An 18,610-nucleotide genomic window follows, 5' to 3' on the forward strand; every position below is an offset into this window, starting at 1 on the left:
ATTCGAAAAAGTAGGGCTGGCCGAGATGGTGAGTGGTTCTGGTCGCGGAAGAATCCGGTATGAAATGCCTGCGCGCCGAAACCTGCTGATCGCGGCGATGTCGCTGCCTGTGCTGCTTGGCGGCGGCCATGCCGTCGCGCAGGAGGCGACCACCACTCTCGACCCGATCAATGTCCAGGAACGCGTCGAAAGCGCCTTTGGAACGGTCGACGGCTATGTCGCCACCCAGGGCTCCACCGCCACCAAGACCGACACCCCGCTGATCGAGACGCCGCAGTCGATATCGGTCGTCACCAGAGACCAGATGGAAGCGCAGGCGGTGGACAGCCTGAACAGCGCGCTGCGTTATACTCCAGGCGCCAGCGGCAATCTCTACGGCACCGACAATCGTGGCCACGGCTTGCAGATGCGCGGCATTTCGAACTCCAGCGGCGTCTTCTACAAGGACGGGCTGCAGCTCAAAGAAAGCAATTTCACGCTGTTCACCGCGCTCGATTCCTACGGCGCCGAACGCTACGAAATCCTGCGCGGGCCGGCGTCGGTTCTTTACGGCCAGGCAAGTCCTGGCGGCATCATCAATTACGTCAGCAAACGCCCGACCGAGGAGAACCTCCGCGAGGTCGAGCTCGGCGCCGGGAGCTTCAACCGCTATGAAGGAAAGTTCGATTTCAGCGGCGCAGTCAACGCCGACAAGTCGCTGCTGTTCCGCCTCACCGGCGCCGCCCATATGGGCGACACCCAGACAGATTTCGTCAAGGACGACCGCATCTTCATCGCCCCGGCGCTGACCTGGCAGCCGGATGCCGATACCAGCCTGACGATACTCGCTAATTATCAGCGCGATCGCTCCGGCTGGGCGATGCAGTACCTACCGGCATACGGCACGATCAGGCCGGGTAAGGACGGGAAATATCTGCCGAACAGCATGTTCGTCGGCGAACCGGACTTCGACACCTACAACAATGACCAGGCGTCGATCGGTTACGAGTTCGATCACCGCTTCAACGAGACATGGCAGGTTCGCCAGCATGCCCGCTATGTTTATCTGAAGCACTATGAGGAAGGCGTCTTCGGAGGCGGGCTTCTGAATGATGAGGGCGACTATTCCCGCTATGCCGATGCCGGCGGCACCAGGCTCAGCGGCGTGACCATCGACAACCAAGCGCAAGCCGATTTCGATACCGGGCCGCTCGCCCACACGCTGCTCATTGGCCTCGACTACAAGCGCTACACCTATCGCGACGATGCCTCCAGCAACGATATGATCGGCGACGATTTCAATATTTTCGACCCGGTCTATGGCTACCCGGTCGGCGAAATGACGCCCTATACAGACACCGACACGACTCAATCGCAGGTCGGCCTCTATGCGCAGGACCAGATCAAGCTGGGCAACTGGCGGCTGACGCTCGGCGGACGCCAGGACTGGGCGGACTCGAAAGTCTACGACAATCTGGCCGGCGCTTTCGATCCCCGCCAGAAGGACAACGCCTTCACCAGCCGCGCCGGCCTGCTTTATCTCGCCGACAACGGCCTTGCCCCTTATGTCAGCTATTCCGAATCGTTCCAGCCGGTGTCCGGCCCCGACAGCAACGGCAATCCCCTCGTCCCCGAAACCGGCAAGCAGTACGAAATCGGCCTGAAATATCAGCCGGTCGGCTGGAACTCCTTCGTCACCGTTTCGGCCTTCGACCTGACTCGGCAGAATGTCGTGCGCTATGGCGGCGTTGGCCGACCCGACGACATCTTCCAGACCGGCGAGATCCGCTCGCGCGGCATCGAGCTGGAAGGCGTTGCGAGCCTTGATTCCGGCTTCGACCTCAGGGCGGCCTACACCTATCTCGACACCGAGATCACCAGTCCGACCAGCATCAACGGGGATGGAACGAGCAACCAGGGCAACACGCCTTTCGGCGTGCCGACACACGCGGCCTCGCTGTGGGCGAACTACACTGTCGGCAGCGGCAGGCTGGAGGGCCTCGGGCTCGGCGCCGGCATCCGCTATGTCGGCTCGACCTACGGCGACGACGCCAATACGTTCAAGGTGCCGGCCGTCACGCTCGTCGATGCCGCGCTCCACTACAAATGGCAGAGCGCCGAGCTGAACCTCAATGTCAGCAATCTGTTCGACAAGCGCTATGTCGCCTCCTGCTTCGCAGAAAGCTTCGGCTGCTTTTATGGCGAGGGGCGCCGGATCAAGGGCTCGGTGAAGTACACATGGTGACCCTCGCGTGCAGGCCCGGACCCAATTGGCACCCCTGACGCGGCGCCGATGCCTTGCCGGCCTGGCCGCGACGAGCCTCGGTCTGCGCGGCGATCTGGCGCGTGCGGCACCGCCGCCGCGGATCGCCTGCCTCGAATGGACCTCGGCCGAGATGGTCATCTCGCTCGGCATCGGGCCAGTCGCGGTCGCCGACGTCAAGGGTTACCGCGACTGGGTCGTGGGTCCGGCTCTTCCCGCCGGCTGCATCGATCTCGGCTCGCGCGGCGAGCCCAATCTCGAGCTGCTCCTGGAACTCAAGCCCGACCTGATCACCGGCGCCTATGGCTTCGGGCTCGACGAAGCTCCGTTCAAGCGGATCGCGCCAGTGCACACCGTGCCCTTCTACGACGGTGCCGAAGCGCCTTATCGCCAGGCCGAAACTGAAACGCTGAAGCTTGGCTCGCAGCTCGGCCGCGAGGCTGAGGCGCAGCGGCTTATCCAGGAGACGGCGGCGGCAATCGCCCAGATCAGGGCACAATTGGCAGGACGGGCAAAGCAGCCGCTCGCTGTGGTCAGCATGTTCGACGACCGCCACGTCCGTGTTTACGGCAAGGGCGGTCTGTTCCAGGACGTGCTCGACAGGCTGAGCCTCACCAATGCCTGGACGGCGCCGACCGATGGTTGGGGGTTTTCCATGCTGGGCATCGAAGAGCTGGTTGCGATCGGCGAGGCTCGCGTGATTTCCCTCGATCCGATCCCGCCGCATGTGAAGATCAGGATCGACCAAAGCAGCCTCTGGGCGAATCTTCCCTGCGTCAAAGCCGGCAACGTAAGGACAATCCCGCCGGTATGGCCGTTTGGCGGACTTGCCGCCGCTGCCCGTTTTGCAAATTTGCTGGTCCGGGCATGACCGTCATGCAGTCCACGGCCGGCCCTCGTGCTCGTTTCGTGGCAGGCGGCTGGATGCTCGTCGCCCTCGTCGGCGTGCCGGCGGTGCTCGCGGCATATCTCACCGCAGCCGGGCTTTTGCGCCTGTTGCCCGCCGACATGTGGTGGCAGTCGCTCGGGGCGACGGACTTTGCCGATCCGCGGCAGCTGCTTTACCGCCATGCCTTTCTGCCGCGTCTGGCGATCAGCCTGCTGGCCGGCGCGGCGCTCGGCCTGACCGGCACGCTGCTCCAGCAGGTGCTGCGCAATCCGCTCGCCGAGCCGACGACCATCGGCACCAATGCAGGCGCGACCGTCGCCCTGACGATCGCCACGCTCTACGCGCCGTGGATGCTGGAGCAAGGTCGCGAATGGGTGGCGCTCGCCGGCGGCGCCCTGTCGACGCTGGCGGTTTTGGCGCTGGCTCAGGGCCGGAGTTTCTCGCCGGTCGCGATCATCATTTCCGGCCTGGTGGTCAGCCTGACATGCAGTTCGGCGAGCGCTCTGCTGATGGCAGCCAATCGCGAATATTCCGAGGAGCTTTTCATCTGGCAGAGCGGTTCGCTGATCCAGAACGGCGACGCCGTGGTGCTCGGCGACGCGCCATGGCTCGCGGTGGCCGGCATTGCTGCCTTCGTTCTGCTCCGGCCGCTACGGCTTCTGGACCTGAGCGACGAGGGTGCGGAAAGCCTCGGCACGAAACCCGTGGTGACACGGCTGGCCGGGATGACTGTCGCCGTCGCGCTGAGCAGCATGGTGGTCGCAGCCGTCGGCGTCATCAGCTTCGTGGCGCTTGCGGCGCCGGCGCTGGTCAGGCTCGCCGGCGCACGGACCTTGCGCCAGCGCATGATCTGGGCGCCCCTAGCGGGCGCCGCGCTGTTGTGGCTGACCGACCGGCTGGTGCAGGTCGTGCCGTTCACCTCCGAAATCCCGGCAGGCGTGGCGACTGCTTTCCTCGGTGCGCCGCTGCTGTTTCTTCTCCTGCCGAAATTGCGCACCAGCCCGGATCGGGACGGCGCCATGCTGTCTTCCGTGCGCAGGCGAAGCGGGTGGGTCTATCTGCTGGCCGGCCTCCTCGCGATGGCGCTTCTTCTCTGCGCCGCGCTTGTTGTCGGGCGAGGCGCGGCCGGCTGGCACGTGGCCTCGGCCGCCGAACTTGCCGACCTCCTGCCGCTCAGGGCGCCTCGCATCGCCGTCGCAGTTTCCGCTGGCATGATGCTGGGCGTGGCCGGCACGCTGATGCAGAGGATGACCGGCAATCCGATGGCGGCGCCCGAGGTGCTGGGTGTTTCCGGCGGCGCCTCGCTAGGCATCCTGCTGCTCTTCTCCGCGACTTCTGATGTCAGCCGCCCGGCAATGATCGCGGCCGGTCTCGTCGGGGCTCTGGCCAGCCTGGCGATGATTTCGCAGACCGGCCGCCGGCAACCCATCGCGAATGATCGGCTGCTGCTTTCCGGTGTCGCCGTGGCGACGATGGCATCGGCATTCTCGGCGGTGCTGCTCGCCAGCGGCGATCCTCGGCTCGATACGCTCATCGGCTGGCTATCCGGCTCCACCTACCGGGCCACCGCCGCCGATGCCACAATCGCAGCTGTGACGGCAATTGCTCTGCTGGCCGTCGTGCCCCTCACAATCCGCTGGCTGGAAATCCTGCCGCTTGGAGAAGCCGCCTCGCGCGGGCTCGGGCTTAGCCTCTTTCGCGTTCGGGTCATCCTCCTGGTGCTTATTGCGGTGCCGACGACAGTAGCCACGCTTGTCATCGGACCGCTGAGCTTCGTCGGATTGATGGCGCCGCACCTGGCCCGCATGCTCGGCTTCCAACGCGCCTTGCCGCCGCTTTTCGCATCCGCGATCGTTGGCGGGATGATCCTTGTTTTGGCCGACTGGGCCGGCCGGACGCTCATTTTCCCATGGCAGATTCCGGCGGGCCTGCTGGCTGCCCTGGTCGGAGGGCCTTATTTCATGGTGCTGATGTGGAAAGGCCGGCAATGAGCGCTGGCCTTCGCACCGTCAAGCGCTACCGGCTGGCGGCCAGATAGCGTCGGAAGATCCCACTGTTAGCCGGCTCCGTTAGGGATCAGCACACGACCACGCCCTGCCGCGAATTTTAGTGGCGGCACCACCCTATGTTTCCGAAGACAGATCGCAAATTCACGAAACCGGTTTAGTAAAGCGGTTTACAAACCCTGTTGCCTATGCTGAACTCTCGGCTGTTGGGAGAAGTCGATATGAGGGCCGCAGACGTTTGCACTGTTGAAGGAATGTGGCCGAGCCTCCGATGAAAAAGCCCGCTGCATCGACGATCAGGAATGTGGCGCACGCGGCCGGCGTCTCGGTCACCACCGTGTCACGTCACCTGAACGGCCGTATCAAGCTGCCCGCGGAAACCAGCGAGCGCATCAGAGCCGCCGTGGCGAAGCTGGAGTATCGCCCCAACGCCATCGCGCGACGCCTCAGCAAAGGCCGCAGCGAAACCATCGGCCTGATCGTTTCCGACATCTCCTACCCATTTTTCGCCGCCATCGCGAGTTCGGCGGAAGAGGAAGCGAGCCGTCTCGGCTATAGCCTGGTGATGTTCAACAGCCGCAACATCGCCGCCAAGGAACTGGCCTTCCTGTCGCGCATCGACGACGCACAGGTGGACGGCATCCTGCTGATGACCAACCATCCGGACGATGGCGCGCTCGTCGAGAAGATCAATGCCTGCAGCAACGTCGTCCTGGTCGACGAGGATGTTCCGGGCGCCATGGCGCCGCGACTGTTTGCCGATAACCGTCTCGGCGCCCAGCTTGCCACCGATCATCTTCTGGCGCATGGGCACGAGACGATCGCCTTCGTCGGCGGCCCGCCGGCGCTGCTCAGCAGCAGGGAACGGTTCGGCGCCTTCAAGGACAGTCTCAAGAATAGCGGCCTGAGGGTGAATCCCGATCACGTCTTCTTCGGCGACTACGACGAACAGTCAGGCCTGCGTGCCATACTGCAGTTCGCCGCACTCGACAATCCGCCGACCGCCATCTTCGCCTCCGCCGACATGCTGGCGCTGGGGATTTTGCAAGGCTGCCGCAAGCTCGGCATCACCGTGCCGGCCGAGCTGTCGCTGGTCGGGTTCGACGACATCCGCAATGTCGATCTTCTCGATCCGCCGCTGACGGCCATCCACCAATCCGCCGAGGAATTCGGGCGCCGGGCGGTTGGCCTGCTGATCGACCACATCAACGGCGCCGAGATTCCGGACGTGGCGCCGGTCGCGGTGAAGCTTGTCGTGCGCCACTCCGTGGCCGCGCCGCGCAAGGCGCATTGGAAACTGGCAGGAAACGCCTCAGCGGAAAATCGACCGCCGGCAAGAGTGGGAATCTAGGCCATGATCCCGAAAAGATCATGGCCAAGAAAGACAACAGAGACGGATTAAATCCGCGAAGACATGCAGTCACCATCAACAATGGGAGAATGAAAAATGACAATCTCGCATTTCGCACAAGACGCGGCGCAGATCGCGCTGGAAAAATTCAACCGCGGTGAGATCGATCGCCGATCTTTCCTCTTTGCCCTCGGCGGCCTCGGACTTGCGGCCGCCTTCAAGCCGGGTGTTGCCCAGGCCGACGCCTCCGAAATCGTCGTCTGCAACTGGGGCGGTGCCGCGGCGGACGCCTTCGCCAAGGCCTATGGCGACCCCTTCACCAAGAAGAGCGGCATGAAAGTGGTGATCGACGGGGCCGGGCCAGCGGTCGGAACAATCAGGGCCATGGTCGAGTCCGGCAAGGTCATCTGGGACGCCACCGACGGCGGCATGATCGACTCGCTGACACTGGGCAAGGGCAATCTGGTCGAGCCGATCGACTACACGATCGTCGACAAATCGCAGGTGCCCGAGAATTTCGCCGGCGAGTTCGGCGTCTCGAACTATGTCTATTCGAACGTGCTCGCCTATGACGCCGAGGCGACCAAGGGCACAGCACCCACCGGCTGGGCCGACTTCTTCGACACGGCGAAATTCCCCGGCAAACGCACCATGTGCAAATGGATCCAGGGCCAGCTCGAATTCGTCCTCATGGCGGACGGCGTCGCGCCCGCCGACCTTTATCCGCTCGATGTCGACCGGGCGTTCAAGAAGCTGAAGCCGATGCTTGCCGACATCATCTTCTGGGAAGGCGGCGCGCAGACACAGCAATTGTTCCGCGAGGGCGAAGTCGTGATGGGCAACATCTGGCACACCCGCGCCAACCTGCTCAACAAGGAGACGCCCGACAAGTTCAAATGGATCTGGGAACAGAACATCCTTTCGGCCAGCGCATGGTCGGTTCCCAAGGGCAATCCCGCCGGCAAGAAAGTGTTCGATTTCATCAATTCGACACTCGATCCGGCAGGCCAGCTCGTGCTGCTGCAGATCATGGGCAACGGGCCTTCCAATCCCAAGACCCTGGCCTTGATGACGCCGGCGGACGCCGCCGTGAACCCGACGACGAAGGAGAACGCGGCCTCGCAGATCATGCTCAACCCCGCCTATTACGCGGAACACGAGACCGAGCTCCAGAACAAGTATCTGGATTTCATCTCGAGCTGATTGACGAGCCAACAGGGAAGGGCTGCCGCCGGCAAGGCGGCGGCCCCTCATCCGATGCGAATTTGATCCGATGCGCAATTTCAAGACAACAGCTCTGCTGCTGACCGTTCCCGCCAGCCTGGTGGCGATCGGCCTCTATGCAGCGCCGATCCTGCAGGTTCTGGCATTGAGCCTGACCGAGCCGAAGTTCGGCCTTGCCAACTACCAGAGCCTGTTCGCCAACGCAGCCGTGGGCCGCGTCGTCATGACGACGCTCAAAGTGTCTCTGATGACGACGGTGCTGACCGTGCTGGCGAGTTACGTCGTCGCCTTCGCCATCATCCATATGTCGGCAGGCTGGCGCCGCATCTCGCTGTTCCTGGTGCTGGTGCCGTTCTGGATATCGGTGCTGGTCAGGGCATTTTCCTGGATCACCATCTTGCGCCGGCGCGGCGTTCTCAACAGCGCTTTGATGGAGATGGGCGTCATCTCGAGCCCGCTCGACCTCGTCTATAATCTCTTCGGCGTCACCATCGGCATGGTGCACTACATGATGCCGTTCGCCATCCTGCTGCTCTATGCCAATTTGTCGGACATCGACCGCCGTATCATGCAGGCGGCGCGCTCGCTAGGCGCACGCCCGGCCACGATCTTCTGGCGCGTCTGGCTGCCGCTCAGCCTGCCCGGCATCGCGCTTGCGACTCTGTTCGTCTTCGTCTTCTCACTCGGCTTCCTGGTCACGCCTGCTCTGCTCGGCGCCGGCAAAACCCTGATGATCGCCGAATACATCTCGGTTCAGATATCGAGCACCTCGCGCTGGGATCTGGCAACATCGCTGTCGACGATGCTGCTTCTGGTGGTCGGCATTATTGTCTTCGCTGCCATGCGCAGCCCGGCGCTGCGCGCCGCCTTCGTCGCGAGGCCGCAGCAATGAGGCTTCGGCGCATCATAGAAGTCGGCCTGCCGCGCCTGCTCGCCTGGTGCCTGCTCGGCTTCCTGTTCGTTCCGATCCTGGTGGTGATCCCGGTCGCGCTCACCGACCGCGATTACCTGTCGCTGCCGCAGGACGGCATTTCGATGGAGCATTTCGCGGCACTGACCGACTGGAGCAAGGGCTGGCTGCCAAGCATGCTGACCAGCGCCGGCATCGCGCTGGCCTGCGCCGCGATCGCCACGGCTCTCGGCGTCGCCTTCGCCGTCGGCGCCTGGGCGGCGGGCGGCTGGTGGCCGTCCCTGATGCGCATCCTCCTGCTGTCGCCGATGATCGTGCCGCCGATCATCTACGCGGTCGGCATGGTCAAGCTCTGGGCGCGGCTGTCGCTGCTCGACAGCTACACCGGCGTCGTCCTGGTGCATGTCGTGCTGGCCCTGCCGCTGACCGTGCTGGCCATCGGCGCGTCGCTCTCCAACCTCGACCAGCGGCTGGTGCAGGCGGCGAGAAGCCTCGGCGCCAGGCCGATGACCGTGTTCGGCAAGGTGATCCTGCCGAATATCGTTCCCGGCGTTGCCGCCGGCGCCCTGCTCGCCTTTGTCGCGTCCTGGGACGAGATCACGGTGACGCTGTTCATCACCGGACGCGCCGTCGTCACGCTGCCGCGCCGCATCTGGACGAGCATCCAGGATGCCGTCGACCCGGCGCTGGCGGCGATCGCCACCGTCCTGCTCGTCGTCACCGTGCTGGCGCTGGTCGCACGAGCGCTGATCGAACGCAGGCAACGGCAACGGAAATTCTAAATTCAAACACCTCGGAAACAGATCGAAAGGAAAGGAATACCCATGAGCACCGCGATGAGCGACAACGAATACCGTGAGAACAAGTTCTTCAGCATCTTCGGCTCCGTTCCGGAACCGGGCTTCGACACCGCTGAGGAGCAGATCCCGGTATGGGGCCGCCATTGGGGCTGCTCGAACGATGTCGGCAAGCTGCGCGCCGTCCTGATGCATCGCCCCGGCGACGAGCTTTCCGTCGTCGAGAACAAGCCGATGCCCGAAGTCGGCGGCTTCGGCGATCCGGAAAAAGGCTGGTACTGGATGGGCCGCACCATGCCGGACCTGCCCGCCATGCAGCGCGCCCACGACGAATTCACCGGTTTGCTGCGTTCGGAAGGCGTCGACGTCATTCTCGTCGACAAGGCCGCCCCCGGCGCGATGAAGCAGATCTACACGCGCGACAGCGTCATCGGCATTCCGGGCGGCGCCATCGTCACCCGCCTGGCGCGGCGGGTGCGCCGCGGCGAGGAACTGCCGGTGACCCGGGCACTGGCCAAGGCCGGATGCCCGATTCTCGGCACCATCCACGGATCGGCCGTCTTCGAAGGCGGCGGCTTTGCCTTCATCGATGCCAAGACCGCCGTCTGCACGGTCTCCATCGCCTGCAACCCGGAAGGCGTGCGGCAGGTCGAGAGCATCCTCGCCGGCCTCGGCGTGACGCTGATCAAGGTGCCGATGCCCGGATACCGTATTCACATCGACGGCGCTTTCATTATGGTCGACGTCGAGACGGCGATCGTCAATGTCAACGAACTGCCCTACCCGTTCATTGAGTATCTGGAGAAGCGCGGCATCAAGATGATCGAACTGCCTCCCGAGGACAGCGCCATGTCGCTCAATTGCCTGGCCGTCGCGCCCGGCCGGGTGATCATGCATGGCAGCCGCTCGAAGCGCCTGGCCGACAGGCTCGACGCGGCCGGGATCACCGTGCTGACCTGCAATTACGAGACGGTCGAGCTCGGCGGCGGCGGCCTGCATTGCTCGACCGCACCGCTGATCAGGGACCCGATCTGATATGGTCTCGAACTGATGGCATTGCTGGTCATCGACGATCTCGAAAAGACCTATGACAAGGTCACCGCCTTGACCGGGATCAACCTCTCGGTCGAGGCGGGAGAGTTCGTCACCTTGCTCGGGCCCTCGGGGTCCGGCAAGACGACCTTGCTGATGTCGCTGGCCGGCTTCACCACGCCGAGCAAGGGGACGATCCGCCTCGACGGCAAGGACATCACCCATGTCGACCCCGAGGACCGCAATTTCGGCTTCGTCTTCCAGGGTTATGCGCTGTTCCCGCATCTCTCCGTCGCCAACAACATCGCCTTCTCCCTCCGCGTCCGCAAATGGGAGAAGCCGAAGATCGCCGCGCGGGTGGCCGAAATGCTGTCGCTGGTCGGCCTCGACAATCTGGCCGAGCGCAAGCCGCGCGAATTGTCGGGCGGCCAGCAGCAGCGCGTTGCCATCGCCCGCGCCCTGGCCTTCGGGCCGCGCATCCTGCTGCTCGACGAGCCGCTTTCGGCGCTCGACCGCATGCTGCGCGAATCCATGCAGAAGGAACTGAAACGGCTGCATCGCGAGACCGGGGTGACCTTCGTCTACGTCACCCACGACCAGGAGGAGGCGATCGCCATGTCCGATCGCATCGCGGTGTTCAACCACGGCCGCATCGTCGAAATCGGGCTGCCTCGCGACCTCTACAAAAAACCGTCGACGCGCTTCGTCGCCGGTTTTCTCGGCGAGAACAATTTCCTGTCCGGCCATCGTGCCGATGATGACGAGACGATGGTCGAGGCGTTCGGCACGCGCTTCGGCTTTCCCTTGGTCAAAGACCGCGAACGGCCCGGCGACAGTCTGACCGTGTGGGTGCGCCCCGAGGACATCTGCATCGGGCAGGCAACGGACGACGAGATCGGCTTTCGCGCGACGGTCGTCGAGAATTCCTTTGTCGGCGCGCTGGAACGCATCCTGCTGCGGACGGCGACCGGCGAACAGATGGTTGCGACGCTGCGCTCGGAAGCAGCCGTCGCGGCCGTTCCCGGACAAGTCATCGACTGCCGGATTGACCCGTCCGCTATCGGCGTCCTGCCGAACGAAACCCGGGGGTCTTGAGCCGGCGAAACATATCTCGCTGGAGAAGAGAGAAAAATGATCAAGGCGACGCCTTTCGATTTTCCTTACGACGGCAGGCTGGTGCCTGGACATACTGCTCTTGTCGTCATCGACATGCAGGAGGATTTCCTGTCGACATCTGGCTATTTCGCCAAGCAGGGATACGATCCGAGCCCGCTGCGAGCCATCCTGCCGACGGTCAACCGCCTGATCGCGGCCGCCCGCGCGGCAGGCCTGAAAATCATCCACACCAGGCAAGGCTACCGGGCCGACATGGCCGACATGACGCCTTATGAGAAATGGCGCCGCAAACGGGCCGGCCTTGAGGGTACCGACATCCTGCTGCGTTCGAGCCCCGGCTTCCAGATCGTTCCCGAGATCGACGTCGCGCCTGAGGACATCATCGTCGACAAGACCTGCAATGGCGCTTTCACCTACACCGATTTCGAGCACGTGCTGCGCGCGCAGGGCATCACGCATCTGCTGTTTTCAGGATGCACGACCGATGTCTGCGTGCACACGACCTTGCGCGAGGCCTGCGACCGGAATTTCCAGTGCCTGACGATCACGGATGCTTGCGCCAGCGGCGACAGATATGCGCATGAGGCTGCACTCCACATGGTGACGGTCGAAAATGGGATTTTCGGCGCGCTGACCGATTCAAGCGCCGTTATCGCGGCGCTGTCGCTACTCTCCGGCAAGGCGCACTGATATGCCCGAAGATACTGCCGACACACCCGCCGCAGCCAAGACCGGCCGGCTTTACGTCTCGCTGATGCGGTTGACCGACAAGGGGCTGGCTGAGCTTGCCGGCAGCCCCAATCGCCGGAAAATCAGCGAGGAGCGGGTTGCAGCCCTTGGCGGCAAATCCGTCGCCTTCTATGCCACGCTCGGCGCCTATGACTTCGTTCAGGTTTTTGAAATGCCTGATAACGAGGTCATGATGCAGTATGTGCTGACGGCCCGGCGCGACGGCTTCGTCGAGCCTCTCATTCTGCCGGCGTTCGACCCGCCGACCTTCGGCGACATTGTCGAACGCGTCCTGAAATAACCAGCGTTCAGCCTGCGGCACGTGTTTCCCGGACCACGCGGGACGCAAACGCCTCGGGCTGCGGGGCATCGGCCTCGCGACGCGCCACCGAGTTGCGCAACAGCGCGATCACCTCGCGGCCAGCCGTCGCGATTTCGCGTGGCCTGTCGACGCCAACGATCATGAATTCCTGGATTCCCAAGGCCGCGTAAGGAAGCAGCGCCAGCGCGACCTGCGCCGGAGGCCCGGCAATTTCGACCGCCTTCTGACAGGCGGCGTTGTCCTCCGAACGGATCCTGACGGGAAGCGCGAAACGCAGCTTGCCGGCCCGGCCGTGTTCGGCGGCGGCACTGCGCACCCGCTCCATCAGCTGCCGGATCTCGTCGAGCGAACCTGGCGTCAGCTCGAAGACATCGGCATGCCGCCCGGCGACCCTGAGGGCCGTTCCGGACTGTCCGCCCATGCGGATGGTCATGTCGGCGCCATGCGGTCCCTTGCGCGGCACATACCCGGACCTGACGCTGTAGAAGGCGCCTTCATGATCGAACGGCCTGTCGTTCGACCATAACCGCTTCAGCAGCACCAGATATTCGTCGATCCGCTGCCAGACGACCGTATGGCCGACCGGACGTGCCTCGGCATCGTCGTCGCTCAGCGGCTCGCTGAGCATCCTGAGCGACAGCCGACCGCCACTTTCTGCGTCGAGGGCTGCCAATTGCCGCGCCGCCACCGTCGGCTCGATCACACCCGCCCAATGTGCGAGAACGACCTCCAGAGATGAGGTGCGGCTCAGCGCCTGGGCGGCAATATCCATATTGGTCAGCAGCCCAGCCGGATCGTCGACGACGATCTTTTGGAAACCGATGTCCTCGACCAGCGACAGCTTTGTCGCGGTTTCCGCGAAATCGTAGAAAAACGGCACGGTTGAGTCGGCGGGGTGAGTTTTACCGGGAACATGCGTGAACTCGATCGGCATTGCCATCTCCTCCATCACGTTGGGATCACGGGCGCGCAAAAGCGCACCTGAATTCGGTTCATTCAACTCCGGTATTCTGAAAGCGGCAGGTCGCTACCCCCTGATCATTCAGGGCCCGACGGCTCGGGACTTCATGGTCAAGGGATAAGGCCCAGAACAACCGCTCCGGTGAACACAAACGCAAGGGCAAAAACGAGATAGGCAAAGGCGCCTGCATAGGCCGGCCGCCAAGTCTGGTCAGAACCAAGCCTTTGGCCTTTGCGGGCAGTCCGGGCGTTCTGGAAATAGGACATATCGACCTCCGTCTTCGGCGGTTAATCTATAAAATCAGTAGACTTTGTCGAGTGCTATTTTCCAGCGATTATTAGAATGTTTTTCTCAATTATGATGATAATTTGGTTTGTTTTCTGCTTAGAGCTATGCTTCCGAGCCTGATCGGCCAAGTGATAAAAACCCCGGGCTCCTGCAGGCGGAGGGACGGGGATGGGCGGAGCGGCCTCCTATCTGCTGGGCGGCCTGTAAGCTTCCAGACCGAACAGCATCAGCACGAGCGACACCAGGAAGAAGCCGACCGCAACGCCGAGCGCGATCCGGGCGTAGAGTTTGTAAACGTCGCTCATGATGGTGCCAAACACCCGTCGCGCCGGGCCATCGGCTGGGCGCGACTTCTCGTCGAGATAGAGCCAGACTTCGGTGTGCTTGGGATTCTTGCTGCCTGCGGTCGTGGCTTTCCACATCAACGCCAGAACCATGGTCAGCGTGAGGAACGCGCCGGCGCGGAAGGCGGATACCGGGTTGAAGGAGAAGCCGATCATGACACAGCCGATGGCAAGCGATCCGAACATAACGGCGCGCCCGATGCATCCCACAGCAACCCGCCTGATCTCGTCCATCGGCTGCCTCGGCAACAAACTGGCCGACAATGTGCGAGCGCTTCGACCGTATCAAATCACTTTAAGGCGAATATGCCGCCTGGACGGGTGAACCTCCGGGATTCGGATGGACGTGCGGGCGCAGCTCCGGACCGACCGGCGCACTTTGCGAGCGCCACAGCCTAAAATTTGGCCATCGACGCGGCCGGCGGCGGAAATCGGCGGTGCTGGACTCATTGCCATGGACAGGGCTTAATGCTGCGCGGGGCTGGCGAGATTGCCGGGGGGCGATTATGAGATCACCGCAGCAAATGACTGACGGCGGCGATGTTCTCGATGCTGTCGTCATCGGGGCCGGCTGGGCCGGCCTGGGTGTCAGCTATTGGCTGGCGCGACGGGGCCTGCGCCACGCCGTATTGGAGCGGGGCCGCATAGGAGAGACCTGGCGCACACAGCGATGGGATTCATTTCGGATGAATACTCCCAACGTCCAGACCGTCATGCCGGGTGATTGCTATGACGGTCCGGATCCGGATGGTGCTCTGACGCGCGATCAGTTCGTTACTCTCCTTGAGGATTTCGCCGGGCGCAACGCGCTGCCGATCGAACCGGATACTGCGGTAAGCGAACTCACGCACGAGAATGGCGCCTATCGGCTGACCACCTCACACGGCACGCTTTGGGCGCGCAATGTGATCGTCGCAAGCGGCAGCCTGAATTGTCCGGTGCGCCCAGTCTGGGCCACCGCGTTGTCGCCAGCTCTCCACCAGATCGACGCCTCCGGCTACCGCAGCGCTGCCGATCTGCCCGATGGAGCGGTGCTGGTGGTCGGAGGCGGCCAATCTGGTGTTCAGATCGCGGAGGAATTGGCGGACGTGGGTCGAACGGTCTTCCTTGCGACCAGTCGTGTCGGACGGCTCCCACGGCGCTACCGGGGTCGCGACATCATGGTCTGGCTGCTCGAAAGCGGGTTTCTCGACGTGCGCCGGGAGGAAGTCATTCGATTTGCGGGACGCATCCCGCCGCGTGGTGTGCTCGGGTCGATGCATACGATAAGCCTTCAGGCGCTGAGCGCCCAGGGTGTCGTGCTTCTTGGGCGCCTCACCGGCATCGAGGATGGCGGCAGCCTCTCGTTCGCCGACGATCTCGAAGCGAATGCCCGCTTTGCGGATGAAGCCTCCGAAAATGTCAAACGCCATGTCGACGACTATATCAGCCGCGCCGGGATCGATGCGCCCGTTGCGGAGCCCGACCCGGCGGAGACGGTCGCGATGCGTCAGCCGAACCCGACGATCGGTTCGCTCGATCTCTCCCGCTCCGGCGTAACGAGCGTGGTGTGGTGCACGGGTTTTAGGGGCGATTTCAGTTGGATGAGGCTTCCCGGTGCGCTCGACAGCGCGGGACAGCCTGTTCACGCGGATGGCGTGGCCGCCCTGCCGGGCCTTTACTTCGCAGGGCTGGACTTCGCCTCCACACGCAAGTCAGGCATCATCTTGGCGATCGCCGAGGAAGCACCTCGCCTTGTCGAACATATCGCAAGGCATTCGTGACCGCCTTTGGCATAGTCGAGAAGCTCTTGACCGTCAGGGCCGGGATTAGTGTCAGAGGCCGGCAGATCGCCAGCCACCGCCTTGCGCCGCCACCAGGGTCACGTCTCGCCCCTTAGCGACGTTCCTACTGAGCGAAGGCAAAGGCCCCCAACGATCAGCCAATAACTTCGCTCCTGCACGACTGAATGTCTGCTATGATTACCGCTGGAAGCGATCGGTCCCACTTCCGGCCCGAGCTAGTCGAAGATAGGCGAGGACCTAAATGACCGCTTGTGGCGCATTACAGCCGACATCGCGGCCGCCCTCCACTTGCGCGGCGTTCAACGTCTTTTCGCGGCCAGCGCTTCTCTCCGGGATCGGCTATGCTGCAGGGCAAGCAAGATCGACCTTTCCGGCATCGACAGAGCGCTGTCTCGGCAAGCCGGGACATCCGGCAGAGGAATGCTATCGGCTATGCCGAAAGGGACGAAATTGAAGCCGGCGACCGGCGCGACACCGCTGATAGCAATTGCGGCTGCGGCCGTCGACACCGAAACAACCGGGCCCGACGCCACAAAGGCACGCGTGATCCAGATCGGCGCGGTCGGCATCGCGCATGGCAAGGTCGTCCGGGAACGTCAGCTCGATCTCCTCATCGATCCCGGCGAAGCGATTCCGTCCGAGGTCTCGCTCGTCCACGGCATCACGGATGCCGATGTTGACGGGGCCGGGACCTTCCTGGACGCATGGGCGCAATTCCAGGAGTTCGTCGGGGACCGTATCCTCGTCGGCCACTCGATCGGCTTCGATCTGGCGGTATGGGAGCGCGAATGCCGACGCGCCCGTTTGCCCTGGAAAAAGCCTCGGGCGCTGTGCGTCCGGCTTCTTGCAACCATAGCAAATCCCAATCTGGCAGACCATTCGCTGGAAACGATCGCCGCCTGGCTTCGCCTGGAGATAGCTGGCCGCCATTCGGCTCTGGGCGATGCGATCGCGGCGGGAGACATCTTTGCCGCGCTGATTCCGGAGTTGCGCAAGCGCAACATCCGAACACTCGGAGAGGCAGAGGTCGCCTGCCTTGCCCTTTCGGACGCTCTCGAAGCCGGCCATCGCGCCGGCTGGGCCGAGCCGGTGTCGCGACCCCAGGCTCCCGCGTTTCAGCCGGTTGATCCCTATGCCTATCGCCATCGTGTCGGCAGCCTGATGAGCGGCCCGCCGGTCGTGGTGAAGTCGACCAAGCCGACAAGGCAGGTCATCGACCTCATGGTGAAGCGCAAGATCAGCTCGGTCCTCGTGTCCGACCGAGGAACGCCGGATCAGCCGATTGAGGACTATGGCATCGTTACCGAGCGTGACCTGCTACGCCGCATATCGTCCGACGCCGAGCGCGCTTTTGACATGCCGGTCGCAAGCATCGCAACGCGACCGCTGATAAGCATCCGCGCCGCCGCCTTCGCTTATCGGGCGATCGGCCGCATGGATCGGCTGAAAGTCCGCCACCTCGCTGTCCGCGATGACGGCGGCATGCTGGTCGGCGTGCTTTCGTCGCGTGACCTGCTGAGGCTCCGCGCCGCCGCTGCCATCGATCTCGACGACACGATCGAACATGCCAAGGACGCCGCCGAACTGGCGGCCACATGGTCGATGCTGCCGGGCGTGGTACGTTCGCTGATCGGCGAAGCGATCGACCCACGCGTGGTGGCGGAAATCATCAGCGACGAACTTTGCTCGCTTACCCGCCGCGCCGCTGTGCTTGCCGAACAGCAGATGCTAATCGAAGGCCACGGCCCGCCGCCCTGCGCCTATGCCACGCTCGTGCTCGGCTCAGGCGGCCGTGGCGAAAGCCTGATGGCCCCAGACCAGGACAACGCAATCGTCTTCGCAGAAGGCGAGCCGGACGGGCCCGAAGACCGCTGGTTCAAAATTCTCGGCGCCAAGCTCGCCGACATGCTCGACATATCAGGCGTGCCGTATTGCAAAGGCGGGGTAATGGCCGCGAATGCCCCATTCCGCGGAAGTCTCGACACCTGGAAGGCGCGCGTCGAAGATTGGGTTCGCCGCCTACGGCCGGAGGACCTGCTCAACGTCGATATCGTCTACGATCTGCGGCCGGTTCACGGCGACACGACGCTGGCCGCGCAGTTCATCGAATATGCATATGAGCGTGGCCACGCCGAGCCGGTGTTCGCAAAGCTTCTCGGCGAGCAGATGACAACCGGCAATCCCTTCACTGTTTTTGGCGGCTTTCAGCTTGAAGATGGCCGGCTGAACATCAAAAAGCATGGCCTTTTTCCGATCGTCGCGACCGCACGCACGCTTGCAATTCGCCATGGCATCCGCGAGCGGAGCACACGTGCCCGGCTCGAGAAACTAATCGCGCTGGATATTGGCGGCGAGCGCGACATGAAGGCGATGCAGGCTGGTCATGCCATGCTGATCGGCTTGCTGCTCGGCCAGCAGACGCATGACATCTACGCCGGTATACCGGTATCCAACCGCATCGAGGTCAATGCCCTGACGCGCGAGCAGCAAATAGAGCTCAAGAGCCTCATTAAGCGCCTTCAGTCGGCACCCGACCTGGTGCGGGACCTGATGTTCGCATAGCTGGCGACGATTGGACAGTGCAAGGCCGAAGGCGAAGCCCTGGATATCGGCAG

15 protein-coding genes are annotated in these 18,610 nt (G+C 63.4%); 13 read left to right on the top strand and 2 right to left on the bottom strand.

Annotation, left to right across the window (positions count from 1 at the left end; all coding sequences use genetic code 11):
- Positions 1–64: 64 nt before the first annotated feature.
- From RPG13_RS04645 to RPG13_RS04695, 11 genes are all read left to right on the top strand, one after another.
- On the top strand, positions 65–2,224 hold the full coding sequence (locus tag RPG13_RS04645) for a TonB-dependent siderophore receptor (RefSeq protein ID WP_337124497.1): 2,160 nt from the start codon (positions 65–67) through the stop codon (positions 2,222–2,224).
- A gap of 7 nt (positions 2,225–2,231) precedes the next feature.
- Positions 2,232–3,113 (top strand): ABC transporter substrate-binding protein, encoded by an 882-nt coding sequence (locus RPG13_RS04650; protein WP_337124498.1) that lies wholly within the window; start codon positions 2,232–2,234, stop codon positions 3,111–3,113.
- A 53-nt stretch (positions 3,114–3,166) separates the two neighbouring features.
- Complete coding sequence (fhuB, locus tag RPG13_RS04655) at positions 3,167–5,122, top strand: Fe(3+)-hydroxamate ABC transporter permease FhuB (RefSeq protein WP_337124499.1); 1,956 nt, start codon at positions 3,167–3,169, stop codon at positions 5,120–5,122.
- Between the two features lie 286 nt (positions 5,123–5,408).
- Positions 5,409–6,488, top strand: a complete 1,080-nt coding sequence (locus RPG13_RS04660) for a LacI family DNA-binding transcriptional regulator (protein ID WP_095484995.1) — start codon at positions 5,409–5,411, stop codon at positions 6,486–6,488.
- Positions 6,489–6,584: 96 nt separating this feature from the next.
- Positions 6,585–7,691 (top strand): ABC transporter substrate-binding protein, encoded by a 1,107-nt coding sequence (locus RPG13_RS04665; RefSeq protein WP_095484994.1) that lies wholly within the window; start codon positions 6,585–6,587, stop codon positions 7,689–7,691.
- 70 nt (positions 7,692–7,761) lie between these two features.
- Positions 7,762–8,604 carry an ABC transporter permease gene (locus tag RPG13_RS04670; protein WP_095484993.1) on the top strand — a complete coding sequence of 281 codons (843 nt, stop codon included), beginning with the start codon at positions 7,762–7,764 and terminating at the stop codon, positions 8,602–8,604.
- Positions 8,601–9,404, top strand: a complete 804-nt coding sequence (locus RPG13_RS04675; RefSeq protein WP_095484992.1) for an ABC transporter permease — start codon at positions 8,601–8,603, stop codon at positions 9,402–9,404. The genes RPG13_RS04670 and RPG13_RS04675 overlap by 4 nt, the downstream gene beginning before the upstream one ends.
- 42 nt (positions 9,405–9,446) lie before the next feature.
- Entirely contained in the window at positions 9,447–10,454 is a 1,008-nt protein-coding gene (locus tag RPG13_RS04680; RefSeq protein ID WP_006327249.1) for a dimethylarginine dimethylaminohydrolase family protein, read from the top strand.
- Between the two features lie 15 nt (positions 10,455–10,469).
- Positions 10,470–11,546, top strand: coding sequence for an ABC transporter ATP-binding protein (locus RPG13_RS04685; protein WP_127288278.1), 1,077 nt, complete (start codon positions 10,470–10,472; stop codon positions 11,544–11,546).
- Positions 11,547–11,582: 36 nt separating this feature from the next.
- On the top strand, positions 11,583–12,257 hold the full coding sequence (locus RPG13_RS04690; RefSeq protein ID WP_126104416.1) for a cysteine hydrolase family protein: 675 nt from the start codon (positions 11,583–11,585) through the stop codon (positions 12,255–12,257).
- A gap of 1 nt (position 12,258) precedes the next feature.
- Positions 12,259–12,597, top strand: coding sequence for a GYD domain-containing protein (locus RPG13_RS04695; protein WP_337124500.1), 339 nt, complete (start codon positions 12,259–12,261; stop codon positions 12,595–12,597).
- 7 nt (positions 12,598–12,604) lie between these two features.
- On the opposite strand, the gene RPG13_RS04700 is transcribed toward RPG13_RS04695, so the two are convergent.
- Both RPG13_RS04700 and RPG13_RS04705 read right to left on the bottom strand, forming a co-directional pair.
- A complete protein-coding gene (locus tag RPG13_RS04700) occupies positions 12,605–13,552 on the bottom strand; it encodes an LLM class flavin-dependent oxidoreductase (RefSeq protein ID WP_095485130.1) in 948 nt (315 codons plus the stop codon).
- A gap of 500 nt (positions 13,553–14,052) precedes the next feature.
- Positions 14,053–14,445 (bottom strand): hypothetical protein, encoded by a 393-nt coding sequence (locus tag RPG13_RS04705; RefSeq protein WP_337124501.1) that lies wholly within the window; start codon positions 14,443–14,445, stop codon positions 14,053–14,055.
- A 290-nt stretch (positions 14,446–14,735) separates the two neighbouring features.
- On the opposite strand from RPG13_RS04705, the gene RPG13_RS04710 reads away from it, so the two are divergent.
- Both RPG13_RS04710 and RPG13_RS04715 read left to right on the top strand, forming a co-directional pair.
- Complete coding sequence (locus tag RPG13_RS04710) at positions 14,736–15,974, top strand: flavin-containing monooxygenase (RefSeq protein ID WP_095484986.1); 1,239 nt, start codon at positions 14,736–14,738, stop codon at positions 15,972–15,974.
- A gap of 453 nt (positions 15,975–16,427) precedes the next feature.
- Positions 16,428–18,557, top strand: a complete 2,130-nt coding sequence (locus RPG13_RS04715; protein WP_337124502.1) for a DUF294 nucleotidyltransferase-like domain-containing protein — start codon at positions 16,428–16,430, stop codon at positions 18,555–18,557.
- Positions 18,558–18,610 lie beyond the last annotated feature (53 nt).

Source organism: Mesorhizobium sp. ISC15 (assembly GCF_037162615.1).
Taxonomy (GTDB): Bacteria; Pseudomonadota; Alphaproteobacteria; order Rhizobiales; family Rhizobiaceae; genus Mesorhizobium; species Mesorhizobium mediterraneum.

What these genes read in the sequence shown, in the direction of transcription:
- RPG13_RS04690 (WP_126104416.1), top strand. Translation starts at nt 11,583, where the DNA reads ATGATCAAGGCGACGCCTTTCGATTTTCCTTACGACGGCAGGCTGGTG.
- RPG13_RS04660 (WP_095484995.1), top strand. Translation starts at nt 5,409, where the DNA reads ATGAAAAAGCCCGCTGCATCGACGATCAGGAATGTGGCGCACGCGGCC.
- RPG13_RS04715 (WP_337124502.1), top strand. Translation starts at nt 16,428, where the DNA reads ATGCCGAAAGGGACGAAATTGAAGCCGGCGACCGGCGCGACACCGCTG.
- RPG13_RS04645 (WP_337124497.1), top strand. Translation starts at nt 65, where the DNA reads ATGCCTGCGCGCCGAAACCTGCTGATCGCGGCGATGTCGCTGCCTGTG.
- RPG13_RS04665 (WP_095484994.1), top strand. Translation starts at nt 6,585, where the DNA reads ATGACAATCTCGCATTTCGCACAAGACGCGGCGCAGATCGCGCTGGAA.
- RPG13_RS04685 (WP_127288278.1), top strand. Translation starts at nt 10,470, where the DNA reads ATGGCATTGCTGGTCATCGACGATCTCGAAAAGACCTATGACAAGGTC.
- RPG13_RS04695 (WP_337124500.1), top strand. Translation starts at nt 12,259, where the DNA reads ATGCCCGAAGATACTGCCGACACACCCGCCGCAGCCAAGACCGGCCGG.
- RPG13_RS04700 (WP_095485130.1), bottom strand. Translation starts at nt 13,552, where the DNA reads ATGCCGATCGAGTTCACGCATGTTCCCGGTAAAACTCACCCCGCCGAC.
- RPG13_RS04710 (WP_095484986.1), top strand. Translation starts at nt 14,736, where the DNA reads ATGACTGACGGCGGCGATGTTCTCGATGCTGTCGTCATCGGGGCCGGC.
- RPG13_RS04670 (WP_095484993.1), top strand. Translation starts at nt 7,762, where the DNA reads ATGCGCAATTTCAAGACAACAGCTCTGCTGCTGACCGTTCCCGCCAGC.
- fhuB (WP_337124499.1), top strand. Translation starts at nt 3,167, where the DNA reads ATGCTCGTCGCCCTCGTCGGCGTGCCGGCGGTGCTCGCGGCATATCTC.
- RPG13_RS04680 (WP_006327249.1), top strand. Translation starts at nt 9,447, where the DNA reads ATGAGCACCGCGATGAGCGACAACGAATACCGTGAGAACAAGTTCTTC.
- RPG13_RS04675 (WP_095484992.1), top strand. Translation starts at nt 8,601, where the DNA reads ATGAGGCTTCGGCGCATCATAGAAGTCGGCCTGCCGCGCCTGCTCGCC.
- RPG13_RS04705 (WP_337124501.1), bottom strand. Translation starts at nt 14,445, where the DNA reads ATGGACGAGATCAGGCGGGTTGCTGTGGGATGCATCGGGCGCGCCGTT.